The sequence below is a fragment of the Gluconacetobacter azotocaptans genome, from assembly GCF_014174355.1.
Classification (GTDB): Bacteria; Pseudomonadota; Alphaproteobacteria; order Acetobacterales; family Acetobacteraceae; genus Gluconacetobacter; species Gluconacetobacter azotocaptans.
The window spans coordinates 289725-313847 of record NZ_JABEQF010000006.1 but is presented as its reverse complement, the minus strand read 5'-3'; the positions used below and the strand labels follow the sequence as shown (position 1 = coordinate 313847).

At 66.8% G+C, this 24123-nt stretch carries 25 protein-coding genes; 15 read left to right on the top strand and 10 right to left on the bottom strand.

What is annotated here, in order from left to right; genetic code table 11:
• Positions 1 to 115: 115 nt before the first annotated feature.
• Positions 116 to 583 (bottom strand): Lrp/AsnC family transcriptional regulator, encoded by a 468-nt coding sequence (locus HLH34_RS10850; protein WP_183119578.1) that lies wholly within the window; start codon positions 581 to 583, stop codon positions 116 to 118.
• Positions 584 to 786: 203 nt separating this feature from the next.
• Between HLH34_RS10850 and HLH34_RS10845 the strand changes: the two genes are divergently transcribed.
• Positions 787 to 3192: a TonB-dependent receptor gene (locus tag HLH34_RS10845; RefSeq protein WP_244959843.1), complete on the top strand. Its 2406-nt coding sequence runs from the start codon at positions 787 to 789 to the stop codon at positions 3190 to 3192.
• 63 nt (positions 3193 to 3255) lie between these two features.
• On the opposite strand, the gene HLH34_RS10840 is transcribed toward HLH34_RS10845, so the two are convergent.
• Both HLH34_RS10840 and HLH34_RS10835 read right to left on the bottom strand, forming a co-directional pair.
• Positions 3256 to 4596: a PQQ-dependent sugar dehydrogenase gene (locus tag HLH34_RS10840; RefSeq protein WP_183119577.1), complete on the bottom strand. Its 1341-nt coding sequence runs from the start codon at positions 4594 to 4596 to the stop codon at positions 3256 to 3258.
• A gap of 103 nt (positions 4597 to 4699) precedes the next feature.
• Entirely contained in the window at positions 4700 to 5152 is a 453-nt protein-coding gene (locus tag HLH34_RS10835; RefSeq protein WP_183119576.1) for a MerR family transcriptional regulator, read from the bottom strand.
• 98 nt (positions 5153 to 5250) lie between these two features.
• Here HLH34_RS10835 and HLH34_RS10830 point away from each other — a divergent pair, with 98 nt between their 5' ends.
• The 4 genes from HLH34_RS10830 (at position 5251) to HLH34_RS19425 (ending at position 7721) form a co-directional block, all read left to right on the top strand.
• Positions 5251 to 5619, top strand: coding sequence for a hypothetical protein (locus HLH34_RS10830; RefSeq protein WP_183119575.1), 369 nt, complete (start codon positions 5251 to 5253; stop codon positions 5617 to 5619).
• Positions 5616 to 5987, top strand: coding sequence for a hypothetical protein (locus HLH34_RS10825; protein WP_240161368.1), 372 nt, complete (start codon positions 5616 to 5618; stop codon positions 5985 to 5987). Before HLH34_RS10830 ends, HLH34_RS10825 begins: the two co-directional genes overlap by 4 nt.
• 90 nt (positions 5988 to 6077) lie before the next feature.
• Positions 6078 to 6632, top strand: coding sequence for a hypothetical protein (locus HLH34_RS10820; protein WP_183119574.1), 555 nt, complete (start codon positions 6078 to 6080; stop codon positions 6630 to 6632).
• Positions 6633 to 6890: 258 nt separating this feature from the next.
• Positions 6891 to 7721 carry a GNAT family N-acetyltransferase gene (locus tag HLH34_RS19425; protein ID WP_244959841.1) on the top strand — a complete coding sequence of 277 codons (831 nt, stop codon included), beginning with the start codon at positions 6891 to 6893 and terminating at the stop codon, positions 7719 to 7721.
• 175 nt (positions 7722 to 7896) lie between these two features.
• On the opposite strand, the gene HLH34_RS10810 is transcribed toward HLH34_RS19425, so the two are convergent.
• Positions 7897 to 9999 carry a TonB-dependent receptor gene (locus tag HLH34_RS10810; protein ID WP_220792128.1) on the bottom strand — a complete coding sequence of 701 codons (2103 nt, stop codon included), beginning with the start codon at positions 9997 to 9999 and terminating at the stop codon, positions 7897 to 7899.
• Between HLH34_RS10810 and HLH34_RS19185 the strand changes: the two genes are divergently transcribed.
• Complete coding sequence (locus HLH34_RS19185; RefSeq protein ID WP_220792127.1) at positions 9992 to 10297, top strand: hypothetical protein; 306 nt, start codon at positions 9992 to 9994, stop codon at positions 10295 to 10297. The two genes, HLH34_RS10810 and HLH34_RS19185, sit on opposite strands and share 8 nt — an antisense overlap.
• 274 nt (positions 10298 to 10571) lie before the next feature.
• Here the strand turns inward: HLH34_RS19185 and HLH34_RS10805 are convergent, their stop codons facing one another.
• The 3 genes from HLH34_RS10805 to HLH34_RS10795 are packed head-to-tail and all read right to left on the bottom strand — an operon-like array spanning position 10572 to position 14141.
• On the bottom strand, positions 10572 to 11903 hold the full coding sequence (locus tag HLH34_RS10805; RefSeq protein WP_183119572.1) for an MFS transporter: 1332 nt from the start codon (positions 11901 to 11903) through the stop codon (positions 10572 to 10574).
• A gap of 24 nt (positions 11904 to 11927) precedes the next feature.
• Positions 11928 to 13139, bottom strand: coding sequence for an FAD-dependent oxidoreductase (locus HLH34_RS10800; protein ID WP_183119571.1), 1212 nt, complete (start codon positions 13137 to 13139; stop codon positions 11928 to 11930).
• Positions 13140 to 13145: 6 nt separating this feature from the next.
• Positions 13146 to 14141 (bottom strand): alpha/beta hydrolase, encoded by a 996-nt coding sequence (locus HLH34_RS10795; RefSeq protein WP_183119570.1) that lies wholly within the window; start codon positions 14139 to 14141, stop codon positions 13146 to 13148.
• Positions 14142 to 14349: 208 nt separating this feature from the next.
• Here HLH34_RS10795 and HLH34_RS10790 point away from each other — a divergent pair, with 208 nt between their 5' ends.
• The 7 genes from HLH34_RS10790 to HLH34_RS10760 all read left to right on the top strand — a co-directional run bounded on the left by HLH34_RS10790 (position 14350) and on the right by HLH34_RS10760 (position 20590).
• A complete protein-coding gene (locus HLH34_RS10790) occupies positions 14350 to 14772 on the top strand; it encodes a VOC family protein (protein ID WP_183119569.1) in 423 nt (140 codons plus the stop codon).
• Positions 14769 to 15746 carry an NAD(P)-dependent oxidoreductase gene (locus HLH34_RS10785; protein WP_183119568.1) on the top strand — a complete coding sequence of 326 codons (978 nt, stop codon included), beginning with the start codon at positions 14769 to 14771 and terminating at the stop codon, positions 15744 to 15746. The genes HLH34_RS10790 and HLH34_RS10785 overlap by 4 nt, the downstream gene beginning before the upstream one ends.
• Before the next feature lie 17 nt (positions 15747 to 15763).
• Positions 15764 to 16447, top strand: coding sequence for a GntR family transcriptional regulator (locus HLH34_RS10780; RefSeq protein ID WP_183119567.1), 684 nt, complete (start codon positions 15764 to 15766; stop codon positions 16445 to 16447).
• Between the two features lie 54 nt (positions 16448 to 16501).
• A complete protein-coding gene (locus HLH34_RS10775) occupies positions 16502 to 16960 on the top strand; it encodes a (2Fe-2S)-binding protein (protein WP_183119566.1) in 459 nt (152 codons plus the stop codon).
• A complete protein-coding gene (locus HLH34_RS10770) occupies positions 16957 to 19161 on the top strand; it encodes a xanthine dehydrogenase family protein molybdopterin-binding subunit (RefSeq protein WP_183119565.1) in 2205 nt (734 codons plus the stop codon). Before HLH34_RS10775 ends, HLH34_RS10770 begins: the two co-directional genes overlap by 4 nt.
• A 69-nt stretch (positions 19162 to 19230) precedes the next feature.
• A complete protein-coding gene (locus tag HLH34_RS10765) occupies positions 19231 to 19653 on the top strand; it encodes a VOC family protein (RefSeq protein WP_183119564.1) in 423 nt (140 codons plus the stop codon).
• Positions 19654 to 19777: 124 nt separating this feature from the next.
• Positions 19778 to 20590, top strand: coding sequence for an aspartate dehydrogenase (locus tag HLH34_RS10760; protein WP_183119630.1), 813 nt, complete (start codon positions 19778 to 19780; stop codon positions 20588 to 20590).
• 15 nt (positions 20591 to 20605) lie between these two features.
• Here HLH34_RS10760 and HLH34_RS10755 read toward each other — a convergent pair whose 3' ends face one another.
• Complete coding sequence (locus tag HLH34_RS10755; protein WP_183119563.1) at positions 20606 to 21514, bottom strand: LysR family transcriptional regulator; 909 nt, start codon at positions 21512 to 21514, stop codon at positions 20606 to 20608.
• Between the two features lie 114 nt (positions 21515 to 21628).
• Here HLH34_RS10755 and HLH34_RS10750 point away from each other — a divergent pair, with 114 nt between their 5' ends.
• Positions 21629 to 22369 carry an SDR family oxidoreductase gene (locus HLH34_RS10750; RefSeq protein ID WP_183119562.1) on the top strand — a complete coding sequence of 247 codons (741 nt, stop codon included), beginning with the start codon at positions 21629 to 21631 and terminating at the stop codon, positions 22367 to 22369.
• A gap of 37 nt (positions 22370 to 22406) precedes the next feature.
• On the opposite strand, the gene HLH34_RS10745 is transcribed toward HLH34_RS10750, so the two are convergent.
• Entirely contained in the window at positions 22407 to 22727 is a 321-nt protein-coding gene (locus HLH34_RS10745) for a hypothetical protein (protein ID WP_264784315.1), read from the bottom strand.
• A gap of 131 nt (positions 22728 to 22858) precedes the next feature.
• Positions 22859 to 23077, bottom strand: coding sequence for a hypothetical protein (locus HLH34_RS10740; RefSeq protein WP_183119561.1), 219 nt, complete (start codon positions 23075 to 23077; stop codon positions 22859 to 22861).
• Here HLH34_RS10740 and HLH34_RS10735 point away from each other — a divergent pair.
• Positions 23076 to 24122 carry a hypothetical protein gene (locus HLH34_RS10735; protein ID WP_183119560.1) on the top strand — a complete coding sequence of 349 codons (1047 nt, stop codon included), beginning with the start codon at positions 23076 to 23078 and terminating at the stop codon, positions 24120 to 24122. The two genes, HLH34_RS10740 and HLH34_RS10735, sit on opposite strands and share 2 nt — an antisense overlap.
• Position 24123: the final 1 nt, after the last annotated feature.

Sequence of the window (24123 nt, the reverse complement as noted above, 5' to 3'; positions counted from 1 at the left end):
CGCACCGTTACGCGCGGCATGTAACGGCTTTGTAACGGCGAAGTTTCCCATGCCCCCGCTGGTCTCGTCCCGGGGCCGCTTATGCCGGCGCCCGCAAGGCAGGACGCCGAACCTGTCAGAAATGCAGATACGTCCGCTGGACGACCTCCTTCATCGAGAAGAACGTCCTGGTCAGGCGAATTCCCGGCAGCGACACCAGCCAGTCGCCATAGATCGCATTGAATTCGTCGATCGACGCCGCCCTGATCATGACCAGGTAATCGAACTCGCCGGAGACGAGATAGCACGACACGACCAGCGGATGGTCGCGGATCGCGGCCTCGAATTCCGCGAAGGCCTGCTTGTTCAGCCGGTCCAGACAGACACCCATGACGATGACCGCGCTGCGCCCGACCGATGCCGGGGCGATATCGGCCCGGAATCCGGTAATGACGCCGTCCTCGGTCAGGCGCTGCACGCGCCGGAAACAGGTGGCGGTGCTGGTGGCCGCCTGACGCGCCAGGTCGGTGATCGATATGCGCCCGTCGACGCTGAGAACCCGCAGGATTCGCCGGTCGACCGCATCTATGTCAAACTGTGTCACTTTTCGGTGATACAGGGAAAAATGAAAGGATCGTTCATTTCTGTCTCCGTGCTGATGCCGTTCCCCTTCATTTTTGGTGAAGAACGAACGCACCGGTCATAACGCATTCGGTATGTTTCGCCCTCAGATTTTGAGGGTCAGATATGCAAAAATGTGATGAATGTCGTTCGAATACCGCCCCGGCCGTCCGGACATGGGGGGATATGCGTCCCGTCGGTCGCCGTCGCCGGCTGACGCTGGCAACGGCCCTGGGCGCGTTGGGGGCAACCGTGCTGGCGCCGCTGGCAAGCCACGATGCCCGCGCGCAGGCGGCCCAGGCCGCTCAGGCCGGCGGCACGCCCAAGGCCCAGCCGTCAGCGGCCCATGGCACCCACGGGCCTGCGCGGCGCACGGCCAAACCCGCCGCCCATCGCGCGCCGGCCGTCGAGTCCCGCACGGCCGAGGCGTTTTCGGTCGTGGGATCGCACGAGACGTCCCATGGCATGGAACAGACCATCACACGCAAGACCCTCAACCGCTTCGTGGCCGGGACCAGCCCGCTTCAGGTGCTGGGGGCGACGACGCCGGGTGTCAGCTTCGCCACGGCGGATGCGCTGGGCCTCGATACCTATGCCAATTCCTTGTATATCCGCGGCTATAATCAGAGCCAGCTGGGCGTCACGCTGGACGGTATTCCCCTGGGCGACCAGGGGTTCATCAACACCAACGGCCTGGATATCAACGAGGCCGTCACCCCCGACAATATCGCGCGCATCGACATGTCGCAGGGCGGCGGCGCGCTGGATGTCGCATCGACCGCGAACCTGGGCGGCGCCCTGCAATATTACACCCTGGACCCACGGGACACGCTGGGCGCCGATATCTCGCAGACCTTCGGCAGCAACAGCACCTATCGCACGTTCGGGCGGTTCCACAGCGGTGTGCTGAACCGGACCGGCACGAAATTCATGGCGTCCTACGCGCGTACCGATGCGCAGAAATGGAAGGGCCATGGCAACCAGTACGAACAGCAGGCCAATTTCAAGTTCGTCCAGCCCCTGGGCGAACGCGGGCGGCTGACCGGTTTTTTCGATTATTCAGAATTCAATCAGTATAATTATGGAAATATCAGCCTGGAGATCAAACAGAAGCTGGGGTCCAGGACGGACTATTTCTACCCCGACTACAAGGGGGCCTACCTGGCCGCGCAGGGGATTTTCCCCGCCGGCTGGGACCAGGTGTCCAGCCCCACGGACATCGCGTACTACGACGCCGCGCAGGACCAGAGGAACTACCTGACGGGGCTGAACGGCAATTACGAGCTGACGTCGCGGCTGCGGGTCAAAAGCGTCCTGTATGCGCAGGTCTCGGGCGGAGATTACGAATTCACCAATCCGTACGTGTCGTCACCCAACGGCGCGCCGATGATCCAGCAGGCCGATCACCAGTGGTTCCGCCGCGTCGGCGGCACGCTGGCGCTGCAATACACGCTAGGCCATCACGACTTGGAATCCGGCGTCTGGTACGAAAACAACGACTTCACCTATTCGCAACGGCTGTACAGCCAGCCCCTGCTGGGCGAGGGTACGCCGCGCAAGGGCACCGGCCCCTACGAAAATTCGTTCGCCACGCGCTATGGCGTGCAGATAAACACCAACGCCTTCCAGTATTACCTGCAGGATGCCTGGCACATCCTGCCCAACCTGCGCCTGCATGCCGGCTTCAAGTCGCTGCTGGTCACGACGGCGGGCGGCGCATTCGAGAATAACGAGACCTATACCGGCCAGAGCGCGCTGCCCAGCGGCAGCCTGACGACGGCCGGCGCCTTCCTGCCGCATGTCAGCCTGAACTGGACGTTCCTGCGGCATCACGAACTGTTCTTCGACGTGTCGCGCGACATGCGCGCCTATTCCTATGGCGGATGGAATTCGCCCGTCGCCTGGGGCGTCGACAACCAGGCCATATTCTCGGACCTGCGCAAGACGCTGAAGCCCGAAAGCACCTGGAACTACCTGATCGGCTACCGCTACAACTCGAAATATGTCGATGGCGTGCTGAACCTGTACCATTCGGACTATTCGAACCGCCTGGCGCCGATCACCAGCGGCACGCTGGTCAATGCCAACCAGACCTTCCTCAACGTCGGGTCGATGGCGATGTGGGGCGTCGATGCCGGGGTCACCGTCCGGCCGCTGCCGCACCTCGAGATCTTCAACAGCATCAGCTACAACCATTCGACCTACGGCCAGGGAATCTACAACGCCGGCACCTATTACGACCTGAAGGGCAAGATGGAGGTCAATTACCCATCTGTCATGTACAAGTCGAACGTGGCCTATACCTATGGAAACGCGACGCTGAACTTCAACGTATATTACATGGGACGGCGGTACCTGTCCTACATGAACGACACGTCGGTCGATCCGTACTGGAACGCGAACCTGACGGCATCGTACGATTTCAAGCACGTCCCGCACGTCGCGGACCTGAATTTCTCGCTTGGCATCTACAATCTGTTCAATCAGGAATATATCAGCTCGATCGGCGCCAACCCGATTGCAGGCGACCGTCAATCCATGTTCGCGGGCGCGCCGCGCCAGTTCTTCGGAACGCTGCGCGCACGCTTCTGAGACCGCCGGGGTGGGAACGGAGAAATCCGTTCCCGCTATCGCGGCGCGCGGCGCCGGGGCCGCCTACGGCGCGGCCGCCCCGGTCACCCGCCAGACGACGTCGCCCACATCGTCGGCGACCAGCAGCGCGCCTTTGCCGTCCAGGGCCAGCCCCACGGGGCGGCCGTGGACATGGTTCTGGTCGTCGGCCAGGAAGCCCGTCAGCACGTCCTGCGGCACACCCGAGGGACGGCCGTCGGCGAAGGGCACGTAGATCACGCGGTAACCGCTCTTGGGCCGGCGGTTCCATGATCCGTGCTGCGCGACGAACAGGCCGTGCCGCCAGGCGTCGGGCAGGCTGCTGGCCTGGGAAAAGGCAATGCCCAGCGACGCCGTGTGCGGCCCCAGCGCGTAATCGGGCGCGATCGCCTGCGCGACCAGGTCGGGGCGGGGCGGTTGCACGCGGACATCGACATGCTGCCCGTAATAGCTGTAGGGCCAGCCATAGAACGCCCCCTCGCGCACAGCCGTGATGTAGTCGGGCACCAGGTCGCTGCCGATTTCGTCGCGTTCGTTCACCACCGCCCACAGCGCGCCGGTCTGCGGTTCCCATGCCAGGCCGTTGGGGTTGCGCAGGCCGGTGGCGAAGGGGCGCAGCGTCCCGCTGGCGATGTCGTAGCGGTCGATCCGCGCGCGCCCTTCCTCGACCGCCATGCCCAGGTCAGCCACGTTGCTGTTCGACCCGATGGTGACGTACAGCGCGGCGCCGTCGGGGCTGGCCAGGATGTTCTTGGTCCAGTGATGGTTGTAGCCCGCCGGCAGGTCGATCAGCCTGGTTCCCGGATCGTCGATGCGGGTCTGCCCCTCATGGTAGGGGAAGCGCATCAGCGCGTTGGCGTTCGCGACATACAGCGCATCGCCGATCAGCGCCATGCCGAACGGCGAATACAGATGATCGAGAAAGACCGTGCGCTGGTCGGCGACGCCGTCGCCGTCGGTGTCGCGCAGCAGGGTGATGCGGTTCGGGCTCTTCTCGCCCGCGCCCACGGCCCCCATGACCAGTCCGGCCACCCAGTTCTTGAAGGTCTGGATATCGGTGCCCGGCGAATTCGATTCCGCGACCAGGATGTCGCCATTGGGCAGTTTATAAAGCCAGCGCGGATGGTCCAGGCCGGTGGCATACGCCCTGACCGCCAGGCCGGCGGCGGCATGCGGGGCCTCGGCCCCCTTCCAGCCGATGGGGGTCGCGATATTGACCGTCGGCATGAACGTCTTGTTGGGCGGCGGCAGCACGGGATGCGCCCCCGTCCCGGCCGCGACCGGCAGCGTCGCCTTCTCCGGCTGCAGCACCAGCCCATAGCACCCGGCGGTCAACGCCACGATGGCCGCCGCCCCGCCCACCAGCCAGAGACGAGAATATTTCATGCAGTGATCCCTGGCCGGTTGAGGCGCGCCGGTCCGCGCGCCCCCGAAGAAAGGACGCCGATCACACCCCAATTCCCCCCCAGGCGCAAGCCAGGGCGCGGCATCACGCGGATGGGGCCTTGCAGCAGCCACTCCTGTCCGCGGGACCGCTCACGGACAGGTCGTCAAGGATCACGCAGTCGGGGCCGGGGCCGCCCGCGCACTCCGAATCGCAGGCGGCCACGAACACGGCGATGCTTTTTTCCAGCGCCTTGAGTTCACGCAGTTTGGCGCGCACGTCCGCAAGGTGGGCCTGCGCAATGTCGCGGGCTTCCATGCAGGACCGCGACCGGTCCTGGACCAGGGAGGCAAGCGTGCGGACCTGCTCGATCGAGAACCCGAACGCCCGACCGCGGCGGATAAAGGTCAGCCGTGCGACATCGTCCTCGCCGTAGCGCCTCTGGTTGCCTTCCTGGCGATCGGGACGCCGCAGCAGTCCGATCTGCTCATAGTAGCGAATGGTCGACGCAGTCGTGCGGGTGCGCTCGGCAAGCTCCCCGATCTTGTATCCGGACATGCAGGCCTCGCGAAAAAGGGCTTGAACCTCAAGTGGCTTCAACTTGTAAGGATGCGCTCCGCCGCCGGCAATCGCGATCGGCGAGGCAGGAGACACGCATGCCCGATACCGACGATATCACCCCCATCGCCTGCACGCTGGATGCCGGAAGCCTCAAGGAAAGGCTGGCGTGGATTGCCGATCTCAATCGCCGCGCGCTGCTGGCGTCGCATCGGGACGACCTCCGGCTGACTCTCACCTACGATCCGTCCACGGGCGATGACGTGCGCCGGATGGTGGCGGGCGAGCAGAGCTGCTGCGCGTTCCTGCTGTTCGACGTGACCGAGCGGACCGACGCCGTGACCGTGACGATTACAGCGCCCGAGGACGCGCGCGCGGCGGCCGAGGCCCTGTTCGAACCGTTCGCGCGACGGAGCGCCGATGCCGCGGTCGCGGCGTGCGGTTGCCGGGCGGGATGCGGGGCATGACGGCCGGGATGCATGCCTCCGGCAATCGTGCCGCCGGCACAGTCGCCGTTACCGCTTCGACCGCGGCGCTGGCCTGCGGCGTGTGTTGCGTGCTGCCGTTCGCACTGCCGGCCGTGATGCTCGGCGCGGTCGGGGGCATGCTCTCGTGGTTCGCCCAGGCCTACAGGTGGCTGACGCCCCTCTCCGTGCTGGCCGTGACGGCGGGCTGGCTGTGGATCGCCCGCCAAAGCTACGCCACCCGACGTATTCCGGCCCGTCTGACGCTCGCGCTCATGGGGTTCGCGACACTCATGATGGTGCTCGCGCTGATGTGGCCGCATATCGAGCCGCGCGTGATCGGCCTGCTGCGCGGTGCACCCCGATCGTGAGCGGAGGCAAGAGCCGGGGTCTTTGACATCCGGTCATGCCGGTGGAGAGTATGGGAGGAGAATAAGCCCGTCGGCACTAGGACCCGGGAGATGCCCCTGTTCGCGTGTTTACTCGCCCGCCGGCACCGGTCCCGGCCAATCGTCCTGCCGGCCGCATGCGCCGTGATGCTGGGGCTGGCCGGAGCCCGCGGGACCGGTGCGGCCCCGCGCGACATAGCCGGACAACACGCGGCCCCTGCCCCGGCGTTCGCGCAGGTGGGCACCTACGACCTGTCGGCCGGGCCCGACCGGCCCCCCAGCCCCCGCGAGGTGAAACGCCTGCCGCCGCACCGGGGCACCATTTCCACCCTGATTCCTCTGTCGTCGCTCGACCGGCCGGCCCCCCGGCCCGAGGACATCACGGTTCAGGGCAGGCGCACCCGGTACACCGCAGCCCCCGTCGCCCCGGTGGCGGACGCGGACGGGCCGAACTGCAAGGATATCCGGTTTTCCGTCCTGGGGCGAAAGATCGGTATGCGGGCCTGCCTCGGCGGGATGGCGCGCGATGGCGTGGACCCCAATACCGGCGCCGACGTATCGCGCTTCGGCGAGGCCTACATGGATTCCAGCATCGTCGGCCGGGGCCTGGCGCCCCATGGGCATTGAGGGCCGAGCCCGCGCCGACCTGGAACGCTTGACGCAACGAACCAGAAAAGGGCAGTCTGATCGGGCAATGTGCCAGACCCGGAACAGCGCTGACCGACGCCGACGCCGCAGCAATCGCGGCGGGTTCGTCGTGTCTGCCGGACTCCGGCCCGGCGGGTGAAGGATAAAACCGTCATCTGAGCCACGGCTCGTTCGAGACACGCTTCCACCCCCCGCGACACCCGTCGCGGGGGTTTTTTGCATTTGGAGAGACATATCATGGCCAGCAGCAGCGTCCCCGACATCGCACGTCCGGTGCAGAAACAGCTCGACGCGTACAACGCGCGCGATATCGACGCCTTCATGCAATACTGGGCCGAGGACTGTCGGTATTACGAATTTCCCGACCGCCTTCTGGCCCGGGGCGCGGCCGAAATCCGCGAACGCCACCTGGTCCGCTTCCAGGAGCCCAACCTGCACGGGCGGCTGGTCAACCGCATGGTGGTCGTCAACATGGTGGTCGATCACGAGACGGTCACGCGCACCTTCCCCGACGGCGCCGGCGAAATCGACGTCGTGGCCATCTACGAGGTGGAAAACGGCGTGATCGCCAGGGCCTGGTTCAAGATCGGGCCGCCACGGCTGTTTGCGGACGTGATCCTGCGGCGCGCCCTTCCCTCCGACGCCGCCGCCATCCGCGACCTGACGCACGCGGCCTATGCCAAATGGCTTCCCGTCCTCGGCCGCGCGCCGACGCCGATGACGGTGGACTATCACGACAGGGCGCGGGACCATGTCATCGACCTGCTGCATACCGAAGGCCGCCTGGCCGCATTGATCGAGATGGTTCCCCACACCGACCATCTCTTGATCGAGAATGTGGCCGTCCTGCCGGCGTTCCAGGGGCGCGGATATGGACGCCGGCTGCTGGCGCACGCCGAAACGGTTGCCGCCACGCGCGGCCTGGGCGAGGTGCGCCTCTACACCAACAGGCTTTTTGCCGAGAACATCGCGCTCTATACCCGGCTGGGCTATCGCGTGGACCGCGAGGAACCATTCATGGACGGCTTTACCGTCTACATGAGCAAGCCCCTCCATGAGGCGCCGTAAATGCCAAATGCCAGGGCTTCGCGCGAGCAAGTCTCAGGGCGCTGCCCTGAAACCCGCCAAAGGGCATCGCCCTTTGGAAACCCGGTCGTTTCATTCATGATCGGGGTCCAGAGCCTCAGGCCCCGATCATGGATAACGGGTGCGTTCGGGCAAAGCCCGGCCTTTCCTTTTCCCCTCAGAACTCCGCCGTCAGGCTCAGGCCGATCGTCGCCGGCGGGGCCGAGTTGATGACCAGCGGCTGGACCGAGTTCAGGCGGCCCGAAACGCGGGTCTGCCGGTTCAGGACGTTGTTGGCGTAGATCTGCGCGCTGTAACGCCCGATCTTGGTCCCGACATTGATGTTGGCCAGGAACCAGCCGCCGATATAGGCATAGTTCGGGCTGGCGCGGTTGAAGGCCGTGGTGCGGCCGCTTTGATAGGCGACGTCGCCGCGCACCCAGCTCGGCAGGCCCAGCACGTCGAAGCTGTAGGTCGCGTTCGCGTTCAGCGTCCAGCGCGGCACGTAGGGCAGATCATCCCCGGATTGCGTCTGGTTGACCGGCAGGGGCTGGTAGGGCTGCCGGCCCACCAGATGGGCGTCGGTGTAATTGGCGCCCATTCCCAGTTGCAGCGGGCGGATCGGCCGTACCGCCACTTCGGCCTCGACCCCGGTGGCGGTCGCCGAACCCGCATTGGTGATGAAATCGAACGCGCCGGAGGGGTCGGTGCCCTGCTGCTGGATGTTCGACCAGTTCATGCGGTAGACCGCGCCGTTGAAGGTCAGGCGGTTATGCAGCCACCCGGTCTTCCAGCCGAATTCGTAATCCCACACCGTGTCGGGGGCGTAGGGCGCCGGGGTGGTGACGGTGAAGCCCACGGGCAGGTTCGGCCCGCCGATCCGGTAGCCTTCCGCCGCCTGGACATAGACCATGGCATGCGGCGTGATGTCATACGACAGCAGCGCCTTGCCGGTGGCCGACGTCTCGTTCGAGGACGAGCCCGGATAGAAGGTCGGGATGGCGTTCGTCTCGCCGAACGGCATGATCGCCAGAGAGGTCAGGCTGCGGTCGGCGGTGAACACCCGCACGCCGCCAGTCAGTTTCAGGTTCTTCAGGATCGGGTACGTGGCTTCGCCGAAGCCCGCGATCTGTTCCGTCCGGTCCCAGTTGGCGCGCGCGAACATCGTGGTCGGCGCGTTGCCGTTTGAATCGAAGTCGAAGAACCCGGCCGAATCCACCCCACCGTAATAGAGCTGGAACGTGTTTTTCCGGATCTGATAGAAGCTGCCGACCGTCCACTGGATTTTGCTCTGCGCCGGCGAGGACAGGCGCACCTCGGCCGTCCAGGCGCTTACCCGCTGGCGGTCGTCGACCGCGTTGATCTGGCCGGCGGCCAGGCGCTGCTGAAACACGTCCAGCGGATAGCAGCTTGCGAAATCGCCACTGGTACAATCGACGCCGTAATTGAACGACGTGTCATGGGTATAATGCATCTTGCGCTGCTGCCACGACGCGATGGCCGTCAGCGTCGCCCAGGACATGTGGTAGGCCGAAATCAGGTTGTAGGCCTGGAATTCGTCGCGCATCGGCTGGCGCACGAAGCTGGCCGCCGCCCATTTGCTGTGCGCCACGCTGTCGAAGATGGGGTTGAGGTTCGACAGATCGTCGGTGTTCGCGTTCTGGTAATAGCCGATGAAATCGATCGTCCAGTTGTCCATCGGGCGATAACGGATGTTCAGGCGGCCGCCGTAATCGTCGGTGCTGTTGGTGCCGTTCTGCTGCAGGTAGTATTGCTTGATCCATCCGGCATTGCTGTCGCGATAGGCGCTGAGGCGGATCGACAGCTTGTCCTTGACGATCGGCACATTGACGGTGCCGCTCTGCGAATTGTTGAAGCCGCCGGTGGCATAGGTCGATATCGAACTGTTCACGGTGCCGCCCAGCCTGGTCATGTCCGGCCGTTCCGAGATGATGCGGATGGTGCCCCCTTCCGACCCCGATCCGTACAGCGTGCCCTGCGGCCCCTTCAGGACCTCGACCCGCTGCATGTCCCACAATTTCACGTCGGGCTGCGCGGATCCGGAATCGGTATTTTCTCCGGTGAAGCCCGCGATCGGGATTTCGTCCAGATACAGCCCCACCTGCGGTTCGCCCGCCGCCGTCAGATTGCGGATGGCATAGCGTTTCTGCCCCGGCCCCTGGTCCTGCATGCTCAGGCCCGGCACCTGGATGAAGTAATCGGCAATCGTCTGGGCGTGGGTCTGCTGCAACGTCTTGGCGCTGATGGCGCTGATGGCCATCGGCGTGTGCTGGACGTCCGTGCTGCGCCGCGTGGCGGACACCGTGACCTGCTCGATCCCGTCACTTTCCTGTTTGGCAGATGTTTTTTTGGAAGCGACGTCTGTGGCGGCCTTCGTGCCGGCCGTTCCGGCGTCGGCGGCCGGGGACGCGTCCGCCGCGGGGGACGCCGCCCCGGCCGCCAGCGCCGGGGACATCAGGAACACCGGAGACACCGTCAGCAACAAGGCAATGCGCAATCCGAAAACACGTGAGCCATTCCCGATGGTAGGCATACCTGAAATCCTCTTTCGAGTGTGATGGGGGGGCATCGAATCTTGAATCAGTTTGCCGATATTATTTTGATTATGTCACGAGTTTTTTTTAACGAAAATGTATGAATATGGTTTTCTCTGTGCACAGAGATTGAATTTGGCATACGAATGCGCCCGGCAGCAGCCGGGTAAGGCCGCTGTGGTGCGCCACGGGCCGCATCATCCGATCAGATGAAATCGACCGATCGGATCACGATGTTCGCCAAATACAGGACTGGAATGGGCGCTGAACCGCGCCCCTCACCCGGCCGGCCGGGCCGCTAGCGCAGCCCGCGCCCACGGGTCTCCGGCAGCAGCAGGGTCGCCACCAGCACCAGCACGTAGCTGAGCAGGCAGACCGCCAGCAGGGCCGGTCCGATGCCGTAGCCATGGGCCAGCACGCCCACGAAGGCGACGCCCGACGCCGCACCCAGCCGGCCGGCGCTGTAGGCGAAGCTGGTGCCGCTGGCGCGCACCGCCGTGGGGAACAGTTCGGAAAAGAACGTGCCCATCCCGCCGTACAACCCCTGCGAGAAGAACCCCAGCGGCACGCCGGCGACCAGCAGCAGCCAGGGCGGCATCGGCAGGCACAGATAGGCCAGCAAGGTCAGCAGGCTGCCGGTCACATAGAACAGGAAGTTCGGACGCCGCCCGCGCGCGTCGGCCAGGTACGCGCTGGCGATATAGCCCGCGAAGGCCCCGGCGGTCAGCACGATCACATACAGCCCTACCGCCCCGTGGGACAGGTGCCGCGACATGGTCAGGTACGCCGGCAGCCAGGTGGAAATGCCCAGGCCGCTGCTTTGCACCCCAAGTGCAAGCAGGGTGGTCAGGAAGGTGGTCCGCGCAACGCCCGGGCGGAAGATGTCGTGGATCTTCATCCGCGCGGCATGGGTGATCGCCTGTTCGCGCTGTTCCTTGTAGATTTCCGGTTCGTCGACATAGCGGCGGATGGCGATCAGCAACAGGCCGGGCGCGATCCCCGACCAGAATACCGCACGCCAGGCGACCCATTCCGGCAGGCAGGCCAGCGCCAGGCTGGCGATGATCGCGGCCAGCGCCCAGCCGGCGGCGACGCCGCTTTGCAGGCAGCCGACCGCCTTGCCCCGGCTGCGGTCGCCGACAATTTCCGCCATCAGCACCACCCCCGCGGTGATCTCGCCGCCGAAACCGAACCCCTGGATGGTCCGGCAGACGAACAACTGGTCGTACGAGGTGGCGAAACCGCTGAGGAAGGTGAACAGCGAATAGATGACGATGGTGAACTGCATCGCCTTGACCCGCCCGAACCAGTCGCCCAGCAGGCCGGTGATCCAGCCCCCGGCGGCGGCGGCATACAGCGCGGCACTGCCCAGGAAGCCCACCTGGGCGGGCGAAACGTGCCACGCCTTCATCAGCGCCGGCATCAGGAAGCTGAAGATCCGCAGGTCCATCGCGTCCAGCGCGACCCCGCCGTAGCAGCTCCAGAACGTGATCTTCTCGACCCGCGACAGGGCGCGGAACCAGGCGAACGGCGTGGCCGGCGCGCGCAGCGGGGCGCGGGCCGGCCCATCGGCGGCCCTGTTGGCGGCCAGATCGGCGCGGGAGGAATCGACATCTGCGGCGGGGGGCATCGCGCGGTCCTTCTGGCGGGGGTTTTACGTGACGCTTTGCGCGTCGGTCAGGCTGTCCTGCAACGAGGCGCGGCGCATGAAGGCGCGGGCGCGTTCGGGGTCGGCGGCGGTGGCGCGCAACTGGCTCAGATGGGCCGCACGCACGGCGGGGTCGCGTTCTTCCAGCAGGCGCTTGTTCTGGATGCTCTGGGCCTGGACGAAGGTGGTCGCGGCGTGGCGGCGCTGGCGGCTGTACAGGTCCAGCACGTCGTCGGACTGCTCGCCGCGCAGGACGGCGCCCAGCTTGCCGCACAGATTGACCGCATCGTGGATGCCGCCGTTCATGCCCATGCCGCCGATCGGGTTGTTCACATGCGCCGAATCACCGGCCAGCAGCACGCGGCCACGCCGGAAGGTTGCGGCGACGCGCTGGTTGACGGCGTACATGTTGGAATAGGCGATGTCGTACTCCCCTTCCTTCGGGAAGAATTTCTGCAGCCTGGCCTGCAGGCCGGCATGGCTCAGGGCCTCGTCCTCGGTCTCGCCCAGGCGGGTCGGGAAGATGGCGCGCCATAACCCCTTGCCGTCCGCACCGCGGACCTTGAACAGGTTGCACCACTCCGTGGGGTCCGAGAAATAGTTCCGGAACGCATAGTCGGTCTTTTCGGCTCCGAAATCAAACGGGGTTGCGATCTTCACGAAGCATTCGTCGTAGGTGAAACCCTCGAAGGCGATGTCCTGCGATTTGCGCACCGTGCTGCGCCCGCCATCGGCGCCGATCAGGTAATCGACGCGCATCGTCTCGACCTCGTCGCCATGGCGCAGGGTCACCAGCACATGGTCGTCCTTCTGGACGATGTCCGTGGCCTCGGTCGAAAACCGGACGGCGAAGCCGATCTCGTCCGCGTAGCGGGTGCTGACATCGTCGGTCAGCTTGTACTGTTCGTATTGCAGCACGAAGGGATAGCGGAATTCGTCCTTCATCAGCCCCAGGTCGAATTCGGCCACGATCTCGCCCGCCACCCGGTCGTGGTACTGGAAATTCGGCGCGATCAGCCCCTTGGAGATAATGGTGTCGGCGATGCCCAGGTCGGCCAGCATGGCGATGGTGGGCGGATGCAGCGAAGCCGCGCGCTGGTCCATCACCGGGCCGGGTTCGCGTTCGACCACCGTGACAGAAATGCCCTGCCGGCCCAGCGCCAGGGCGCAGACCATGCCTACGGGCCCCGCGCCGACGATCATGACGTGCTGTGACATCGGATTCTACTCTGCTCCTGCTTGGGGCGACCCGTCATGGTCGCGAAAGAAGACGTCCAGCGCGCGCGCCAGACGGTCCTCGCCTGAATTGATGTGGGCGACGATCGAGGTGTGGTTGTGGCCCGCCAGACGCAGGAAGCGGACGGGCACCTGCCCCGCCGCCCGCACCCCTTCGGCGAATTCCGCGCCATAGGCGTCCAGATGCCGGTTTTCATATTCCGCCACCGCCACCAGCACCGGCAGGGGGCAGCGCGCGGCATGGGTAACGGGCGAGCGTTCGGCATACAGCCCGGCATCGTCCCCGCAATAGGCCGCGACATGGCGGGCATTGGGGTTGTCGGGCAGGGCGTCGATCCGCAACCGGCCGCTGATCAGCGCCAGCGTCCGCACCCCCGGCGGCATCGCCCGCCCGACCGCCGGATCGACCGCCAGCGACGCGACATGGGTGCCGCCGGCCGAATGGCCGATGACGTGCACGCGCGCCGCATCCCCGCCCCAGTCGGCGATTTGCGCCGCCACCCATTCCAGCGCCAGGGCGACGTCGCGCGCGCCGTCGGGATAGAGGATATCCGGCGCCAAGCGATATTCGACATTCACCCCGACATAGCCGTGCCGGGCGAACCAGTGCAGCACATTGTCATACACATGCCCGTTGGCGCTCTTGCCGCCGCGGGTGAAGGCCCCGCCATGGACGAACACCACCACCGGGGCAGGCGAGGCAGTGGGCGCGGGCGTGAAGATGTCCAGCACCTGGCGCGGCGCGGCGCCATAAGGCAGGTCACGCACCACGCCGCCGGGGGCCTGGTCCCTGCCCGCCAGTACATCGGTGTAGCAGCGCACGGTCTCGGCCCGGTGGCCGACGATATCGTCGTTCCAGACCGGCCCCAGCGCCAGCAGCCGGGCGCGGTCGGCCGGCGGCAGGCCGCTGAACGGCACCTCGTCCCCCAAGGGATCGGCGGCGGAGGACACGGCGGCGACGACAGCCGGATGGCGCGCGGTCATCGGCGAATCGTGCCTATTTTGCAGTCACAATGATGCATATGCGGTCATCCATGACGGGGACGATGGGGGTTACGCCTGCCGTGCACAGAAACTCATCATAAATACAATCCAAAGTCAAAGTATTTTGTAGCATCCTTCTGTATGCATGTGCATAGTGTGTGCACGCCGTGCGGCAGGAGCGCACGCGGTGCAAACGGAGAGCCATCACATGAGCAAACTGCGACACATTGCCCTGTCCGTGCCGGACCCCGAGGCGGCCGCGACCTTCTTCGAACAGGCGTTCGGCATGACGCGCGCCGGCCGCGCCATGCGCGGCGTGTACATGTCCGACGGGACGGTGAACGTCGCCCTGCTGAATTTCGGCGACGAGCCGGTTCCGGGCTTCGAGGACAAGAAGAACTATTACGGCATCATCCATTTCGGCGTCTGGGTGGACGACCTGGAGAAGTCCGGCGCCCGGGTGATCGAGGCCGGCGGGGCCTATGTCACGGGCCGCAAGGAGACCGATCCCAACGTCTTCTACGAAGTGAAGTACAGCACGCCCGAGGGCATCGTCTTCGACATGACCGAAAGCGGCTGGCGCGGCGCGGTCAAGAACGTCACCCCGGCAGGCGACGGCGCCCCCGCATGACGCCCGTCCCCGTCCCCGGCCGGGCAGGCGGCATCCTGCTGCGTGCGCCGCTGCCCGCCGACAGCGTGGCGGCGCTGGCGCGCCTGGCGCGCGTGCACGACCTGTCCGGTCCGGGAAACGGGGCGATCCCGCAGGATGCCGCCGCCTGCCGCGCCATTTGCATCGTCGTCACCAACGGGTCGATCGGCCTGGATGCGGCGGCGATGGCGGCCCTGCCGGCGCTGGGCCTGATCCTGTGCACCGGGGCCGGGTACGAAGGGGTGGATCTGGCCGCCGCCCGCGCCCGGGGCATTGTCGTCGCCAACGCCCCCGGCACCAACGACCGCACGGTGGCCGACCATGCGCTGGCGCTGATGCTGGCCATCGCGCGGGACCTTGTGTTCCTGGACCGCGCGGTGCGCGACGGAATGTGGGATTCGGTGCGCCAGGCGCGCCCGACGCCCAGCGGCGCGACCCTGGGCCTGCTGGGCTATGGCCGGATCGGCCAAGCCATCGCGGCCCGGGCCAGGGCGTTCGACATGACCATTCTCTATCACACCCGCACGCCTTACCCCGACCCCGACGCGCGGCATGTGCCCGACCTGGCCGATATGGCGCGCCAGGCCGACTATCTGGTCGTCGCCTGCCCCGGCGGGCCGCGGACGCGGCACCTGGTGAATGCGACCGTGCTGTGCGCGCTGGGGCCGGGCGGGTTCCTGGTCAATGTCGGGCGGGGCAGCGTCGTCGATACCGACGCCCTGGCCGCCGCCCTGCTGCGCGGCGACATCGCGGGCGCGGCGCTGGACGTGGTGGAAGGTGAACCCGCGGTTCCCCCGGCGCTGCTGGAAACGGGGCGCGTGATCCTGACCCCGCATCTGGCCGGGCGGTCGCCACAGGCGCGCCTGGCCCAGAAAGCGTTGCTCGAAAATTATGTCGCTACGTATATTCAGGGGGGCGTTCTGCCGGATCTGGCGGAACAAAAAGCGGCCACCTGAATGCAAGGAGACCATGCGTGTCGACCTACGCCGAAGATATATATAATAATCTCGCCGAACAGATCCTGCACGGCAAGCTGCGCCCCGGCCAACGCCTGGACGAGCAGAGCCTGGCCGCGACCTTCAACGTGTCCCGCACCCCGGTGCGCGAGGCGCTGAAGGAACTGGCAACGCGCGGGCTGATCGATTTCGTGCCGCGGCGTGGGGCGATCGTCACGCAGATCAGCCTGGACCAGTTGGCCGACATGCTGGACGCCGAATGCGAGATCGAGGCCCTGTGCGCCCGCCTGGCGTCGCAGAAGATGAACGCGCTGGAAAAAAGCATGCTCCAGGGCCTGTACGAACAGGGCAAGGACGCGGCGCAGCGCGGCGACCAGACCGCGTACTGGGCGATCAACCGCAGCTTCCACGAACTGATCGGCCGCGGCGCGCATAACGAGACGCTGGCCGGGCTGATGCAGGACCTGCGCACCCGTCTGGCCCCGTTCCGCCAGGCGCAGCCGCTGGCGCACGGCGAACGGCTGAACCGGTCGCGCGACGACCATGGCGCGGTGGTGCGCGCCATCGTCGCCGGCGACCCCGAGGCCGCCTACACCGTCATGCGCGACCATAACGCGCGCCTGGCCGCCGGCGTGCTGCAACTGCTGCGCTCGCACCACGACAGCCAGGCCCGGCAGCCCGAATTCATGCCCACCCCCTGACCACCGCCGGCCCCCGGCAGGGGCCGGTCCGTCGCGAAAGGAGAGTCCGGACCCATGTCGATTCCGTTCCAGCTCAACGGCCGGCCCGTCAGTTTCGACGGGCCCGAGGACACCCCCCTGCTATGGGTGGTGCGCGAACATTTCGGCCTGACCGGCAGCAAGTTCGGCTGCGGCATCGGCATGTGCGGCGCCTGCACCATGCATGTCGACGGCGCGGCCAGCCGCACCTGCGTGCTGGCGGTGGGCAATGTGCGCGGCCGCGCCATCCGCACCATCGAGGGCGTGGCCGCCGACGCCGACAACGCCGTGCGCAAGGCGTGGAACGATCTGGACGTGCCGCAATGCGGCTATTGCCAGTCGGGGATGATCATGACGGCGACGGCGATGCTGGCCGACACCCCCGCCCCCACCGACCAGGACATCGACCGCTGGATGACCAACCTGTGCCGTTGCGCGACCTATGTGCGCATCCGTCAGGCCATCCACGCCGCCGCCCGGTCGCTCAAATCATGAAGGGCCTGACCCGGTCCGGGGCGCCGTCCATCGGGCGCCGCCGTTTCCTCGAGGTCGCGGCCGCGTTCGGTGCGCTGCTGGCCGTACCGCTGGACCCGACGGTGGCGGCAGAAGGCGGCACGGACGCCGACATCGAACTGACGGACTGGATCTTCATCGACGCGCAGGGCGGCGTCACCCTGGGCCTGTGCCAGCCCGAGGTCGGCCAGGGGTCGTACACCGCCCTGCCGGCGATCCTGGCGGACGAGCTGGATGCCGACTGGCCGGCGGTGAAAGTGCGCTGGGTCATGGGCCGCGACGCCTACAAGCTCCAGTTCCGCAACGAAAAGCCGTCGCAGAAGGAAGGGGCCTCGACCTCGACCACCAAATTCTATGCCCGGCTGCGCGTCGCAGGCGCCGCGGCGCGCGATGTGCTGGTGCGCGCCGCAGCCGCGCGCTGGCAGGTGCCGGTGAGCGACTGCGCCACGGAATCGGGCATGGTGCGCAACATCCGCACCGGCGCCGCCCTGCCCTATGGCGCGCTGGCGGCCGAAGCCGCGCGCCTGCCGCTGTCGCCCACGCCCCGGCTGAAGACGCCCGCCGAATTCCGCCTGATCGGCAAGGCGCTGCCGCGCCGCGACACGGCGGCCAAGACCGACGGGTCGGCGAAATACGGGCTGGATGCCGAGGTGCCGGGCATGCTCAACGCCGCCATCGCCCTGTCGCCGACCATCGGCGGCTGGCTGGTGCGCATCAACAACGAGGCCGAAATCCGCCAGCAGCCGGGGGTACGGGCCATCGTCCGGCTGGACGACGGGGTCATCGTGGTGGCCGACCGCTTCTGGCAGGCGCTGCGGGCGGTGCAGATGCTCGACGCCACCTTCTCGCCCGGCGAGAACGGTGCGCTGTCGACCGAACTGATCGACCGGTTGGCGGACTCGGGGCTGGATGCGGAAATCGGCGTGACGGCGCTGGCGCGCGGCGACGCGCCGCGCATCCTGGGCCAGAACCCGGACCAGGTGATCGAAAGCCGCTTCAGCGTCCCGCACCTGGCCCACGCGGCGATGGAGCCGATGAACGCCACGGTGCATGTCCAGCCCGACCGGGTGGACGTGTGGGGGTCGATCCAGAGCACCGACGCCTCGGTCGCCGTCATCTCCAAGATCTCGGGCGTGCCCGAGGACAAGGTGCATCTGCATATCGGCTTTCTGGGCGGCAGCTTCGGCGGCAAGATCGCGCCCGATTTCGTCGCCCAGGCCGTCCGCGCGGCGATGGCGGTCGGCCGCCCGGTCAAGCTGATCCGCACGCGCGAGATGGACATCCAGCACGATCATTTCCGCCCCAACAACAAGGGGCGGCTGCGCGCGGTGGTGGATAAGGACGGCTACCCCATCGCGGTGCACGCGCGCGTCTGCGGGCAGTCATTGTTCGCCACCACGCGGCCGAACTGGCTGACCAGGACACCGCTGGGCGATTACGACGAGAGCATGGTCGATGGAATCTATAACCAGAGCTACAAGATTCCGAATTTCCATGTCGACGTGATCCAGACGCCGCTGCCGATTCCGGTCTATTTCATGCGGTCGGTCGGCTCCAGCGCCGGGGTGCTGTTCTGGGAGAGCTTCATCACCGACCTGGCGCACAAGGCCGGGATCGACCAGTACCACTACCGCCGCCACCTGCTGCGCAACAACCCCGCCGCGCTGAAGGTGCTGGACGCCGTGGCCGCCGCCGCGTCGTGGGACACGCCGCCGCCCCCCGGCAGGGCACGCGGCATTTCCTTCGACACCTATCACGGGCGCGGCGGGTCGTTCGTCACCCACGTCGCGGAAATCGTCGAACTGGTCCGCAAGGGTGACAGCTGGCGGGTGGCGCGGGTGTTCTGCGCGATCGACGCCGGGCTGGTCGTCAACCACAACACTTTCGTCGCGCAGATTCAGGGCGGGATCGGATTTTCCCTGACTTCAGCCCTGAAAAGCGAGATCACCTTCAATCGCGGCGGGGCCGAGCAATCGAATTTCACCGACTATCCGCTGTTGTCGATCGGGGAAATGCCCGACGTGGTGCCGATCATCGTCGAAAGCGACCGGCCGCCGCAGGGCGTGGGCGAAATCATGGTCGCCCCGCTGGCGCCGGCCATTTCGCAGGCGCTGCTGCAGGCCACCGGCCGGCGGCCCGACCGCATGCCCTTCCGGCCCGATGTCTTCAAGGTGACGGCGTGACGGGCAGTGGACTTCCAGATCCTGTCATTGTATATTTGTAACTAAATTTGTATATAAAGGAGACGTGACGTGCCCTCGCCCTTCCATCTTGCCTTTCCGGTCGACGATCTCGATGCCGCCCGCACGTTCTACGGCACCGTCATGGGGTGCCCCGAAGGCCGCAGTTCCGAAAGCTGGATCGATTTCGACCTGTTCGGCCACCAGATCGTCACCCATCTGACCCACGCGCCCCAGCCCCCTTCGAACTGCGCCGGCACGGTCGACGGGCATGCCGTGCCGATCCCGCATTTCGGCGTCGTGCTGGACATGGAAAGCTGGACCAGCCTGGCGGACCGCCTGCGCAGCCATGGGGTGGCGTTCGTGATGGAACCGCAGATCCGCTTCAAGGGCCTGCCGGGCGAACAGGCGACGATGTTCTTCCTCGACCCCGCAGGCAACGCGCTGGAATTCAAGGCGCTCCGTGACATGGGGCTGTTGTTCGCCAAGCAGTAGGCCGGGGCGAAGACAAGGGCTTTATAAAACGAACGGGATGCAAGGGCCTCGGCCCTTGCCGGACTCGGGCGGAGCCCGAGAAGCCTGACACAGGAAGGACGATCGGATGCATTTCGGGGCAACGATGCGACAAAGGCCCCTTCGGATCGGGCTGGCGGGCCTGGGATCGATCGGCCAGCAGGTCGCACGGCAGCTCGATGCCGGGATCGACGGGCTGGAACTGGTCGCGGTGGCGGCCTCGGACCGGGAAAAGGCCCGTCAGAACCTGGCGGGTTTCCGCGCCCTGCCGCGCATCGGCACTCTGGCCGATTTGTCGGACACCGACGTGGTGGTCGAGATGCTGCCGGCCCGCGCCTTCGCCGACATCGCCCGGCCGACGCTGGAACGTGGCGCAACCCTGGTGGTGGCGTCGGCGGGCGCGCTGCTGTCGCATATGGATCTGGTCGATGTCGCGCGCCGCACGGGCGGGCGGATCATCGTCCCCAGCGGCGCGATCCTGGGGCTGGATGCCGTCCGCGCGGCGTGCGAGGCCCCGGTGGCGTCGATCACCATCGAAACCCGCAAATCCCCCGCCAGCCTGGCCGGCGCACCGTACCTGGCGCAGCAGGGCATCGACGTGCACGCCCTGCGCGCGCCCACGACCATCTTCAGCGGCACCGCCGAGGAAGCCGCCCTGGCCTTCCCTGCCAACACCAACGTCGCGGCGGCGCTGGCCCTGGCGGGGCTGGGGCCGCGCAAGACCGAAATCCGGGTGATCGCCGACCCGGCGGTGGACCGCAACATCCATACCATCACGGTCGAATCCGCCGTCGCGCGCTTCACCTGTCATATCGACATCGTCCCCAATCCGGAAAACCCCCGCAGCGGCCAGCTAACCTCCCGATCCATCATCGCCTGCCTGCGCGACATGGTCTCGCCGGTGCGGATCGGCACGTAACGCCGATCCCCGTTCTCAGAAAGAACAAGGTCCGCCGGACTGTGCCGCGAATACCCTTGCAAGCCAGTCGATAAATACCCGCACACGGGGCGATAGCTGCCGGTTGCGCGGGTAAAGCAGCGAAACCGGCGTCGGCGACGGCGGACAATCGGGCAGGACGACCACCAGCGTCCCCTGCTCCAGATCCTGCGCGACGTGATAGCGCGGCACCTGGATCAGCCCCAGTCCCAGTCTGGCCGACGCGACGAAACTCTCGGCCCCGTTCACCGTCACGGGGCTGGGCAAGGTGACATGGCGCAGGATGCCCCCGACCATGAATTCCAGCGGCAACAGGCCGCCGGTCGCCGACGACCGGAACCCCACCATGCAATGCCTGTCCAGCGCCGCGATATCCCCCGGCATGCCGAACCGCGCGACATAGGATGGCGCCGCGCAGGTCACTTCCTCCAGCATCGCCACCCGCCGCGCCACCATGTCGCTGTTCTGAAGGTCGCCCACGCGCAGCACGCAATCGATCCCCTCGCGGATCAGATCCACCAGCCGGTCGCCCTCGCTCATGGTCAGTTCGATCTCGGGATAGGCGGCCAGGAAGTCCGGCAGGCGCGGCAGCACGAAATGACGCGCCAGCGTGCCGTGCACATCGACCCGCAGCATGCCGCGCGGCTTCGCACCGCTGAACGCCGCCTCGGCGTCCTCCAGGTCGGCAATGAGCGCGAGACAGCGGCGGTGATACGCCTCGCCATCCAGCGTCGGGCTGACATGGCGCGTCGTGCGTTGCAGCAGCCGGACGCCCAGCCGGGCCTCGAGCTGCTTGACCGCGTCCGTCACCGTCGAGCGCGGCAGGCCGAGGTCGCCGGCTGCCTGTGTGAAGCTGCGGCGCTCCACCACCCGCGTGAACACCCGCATGGCGTCAAATCGGTCCATCAGTCTGTTCGCATCTTCCGGATTGTGATGCCGGATCATGAGTGATTATCCGGAACAGGAAAAGGTTCATGGTCCCTACATCCCCGGCGGATGACCCCAAACAGGAGACCGACCATGACCCAGCACACCCCGAAAGTCGCCCTCGTCACCGGCGCGTCGCGCGGCATCGGCGCGGCCATCGCCGTGCGTCTGGCGCGGGACGGCTTGACCGTCGTCATCAACTATTCCGGCGATGCCGCCCCGGCGGAAGCCCTGACGCGCGGCATCGAGGACCAGGGCGGCCGCGCCCTCACCGCCCGGGCCGATATCAGCGACCCGCAGGCCGTGCGCGGCCTGTTCGATGCGGCGCAGGCCACGTTCGGCGGCGTCGACGTGCTGGTCAACAACGCCGGCATCATGACGCTGTCGCCCATCGCCGACACCGACGACGCCGCGTTCGACCGCCAGATCGCCGTCAATCTGAAGGGTACGTTCAACACGCTGCGCGAGGCCGCCGGGCGGCTGCGCGACGGCGGACGGATCATCAATTTCTCGTCCAGCGTCGTCGGCCTGCTGCAACCGGGGTACGGCGTCTATGCCGCCACCAAGGCCGCCGTCGAGGCGATGACCCCCATCCTGGCCAGGGAACTGCGCGGTCGCGCCATCACCGTCAACGCCATCGCCCCCGGCCCGACCGCGACCGACCTGTTCCTGAACGGAAAATCACCCGAACTCATCGAGCGCCTGTCGAAACTCGCCCCGCTGGAACGCCTGGGCCAGCCCGAGGACATCGCGGCCGCCGTCGCCTTCCTGGCCGGCCCCGACGGCGCATGGATCAACGGCCAGACGCTGCGCGCCAACGGCGGCATCGTCTGAGCCCCGATCACGGGATTGCCCTGTGTCGGGAGGCGGCTCACGATACGCGCCTGGGATCTTCCTCAAGAAGATATTGCAGCGTTTCCAATATGGCATTCCAATATGCCGTCCCCGCCGCGTCGTCGGCCTCCTGCGCCTCGTCCCGGTGCATGCGGGCCACGTGCACGGCCTCGTCACCATGACGGTCCACCAATTCCATGGCCGCTTCCGGAACCGGTTTCACAGACGGTTTCATCGTCGCTCTCCCATCAGAACGGCAGTCGAAGCTGGGGATGCCGACAGGCGTTTCAATCGCCTGCGCGAGAACGTGATGGCGGGACGGATTTTGCATAAAACAAGTCCACAGCAAGAAAGTCACGAAATATATCCGTGCCGTCGATGAACTTTTCCGCACCCTTCTTTCGGACCCGGCTTTCCGCCCCATGTGCTAGGAAAAGGGAGGGTGGAATGTCGTTTAAAACTCCGCCGACACCAAGTGGCAGCAGAACATCACGCGCGACGCGCGACCGCGGGGCCGGGCATGCCCCCGCGGGACAGGAACACCCCGCCGGCCCCGATCGCCCGCCTGCCGGCGCCGAGCAACCGGCTGAAGGGGACGGGACGGAACAGCAGCCCGGGTCCGCGCGGACGCCCGGGCAAGGCGGCATCGGCCGATAGCCGGCACACCCCGGCACGCTCGGCCGCCATGGCGCACGACGCCTTGGACATGCGGGCGCCTGTCTCCTTGGAGCGCAAGGTCCGGTTTCTGTCCCGGCCGCAAAGCTATGCTGGCGCCTCGGAGACGGTCGTCGCGCGCGAGACGCATATGTCCTGGGTGTTCCTGGCCGGGCCGCGCGTCTACAAGCTCAAGAAGCCGGTGCGCTTTCCCTATCTGGATTTCTCCACCCTCGATCGTCGGGCCGACGCCTGCCGTGCCGAAGACCGCCTGAACCGCCGGCTGGCGCCGGATGTCTATCTGGGCGTCGTCCCTCTGGTCGAGGGGGCATCGGGCCTTGCCATCGGGGGGGCGGGGCGGGTCGTCGACTGGCTGGTCGTCATGCGGCGCCTCGACGACGGCGGCTTTCTCCAGTCGGCATTGTCGGCGCACGCGGTGCAGCCGTCGCAGCTCGACCGGCTGGCCGCCGTCCTGGCGTCCTTCTACGCGCATGCGTCCCCGCTTTCGGTCCGGGGATCCGCGGACGCCTTGCGGATGTCGTGGCGGAAGGCGCTGTCACGCAACCGGCGTGTGTTGCAGGACCTCCGCTTCCATCTGCCGCGCGGAATGGTGGCGCGTGTGGATGGGATCCAGACACGCTTTCTGAACCGGCGGTTCGGGGTGATCCTGGCGCGCGCGCGGGCCGGCCGCATCGTCGACGCGCACGGGGACCTGCGCCCGGAACATATCTGGCTGGACGGGCGCGTGAGCATCATCGATCGCCTGGAATTCGACCCGGCCCTGCGGGCGCTCGATCCGCTGGACGAAATCGCCTTCCTGCAGCTCGAATGCACGCGCCTGGGCGCGGCCTGGGCGGGCGAGAGGATCGGCCGGCATCTGCGGTCCGCCCTGCATGGGCGACATGTCGGCGGGTTGCCGCTGTTCTATCGCAGCTATCGCGCCATGCTGCGGGCCCGGCTGGCGATCATGCACCTGTGCGACACCCGGCCGCGCACGCCTGAAAAATGGCCGCGCCAGGCGCGCGCGTACCTGCGTCTGGCCCTGTTCGACGCGCTGAAGCTAGACCGGCTTGAAAATGCCGCCCTGCCCGCCCCCTGAT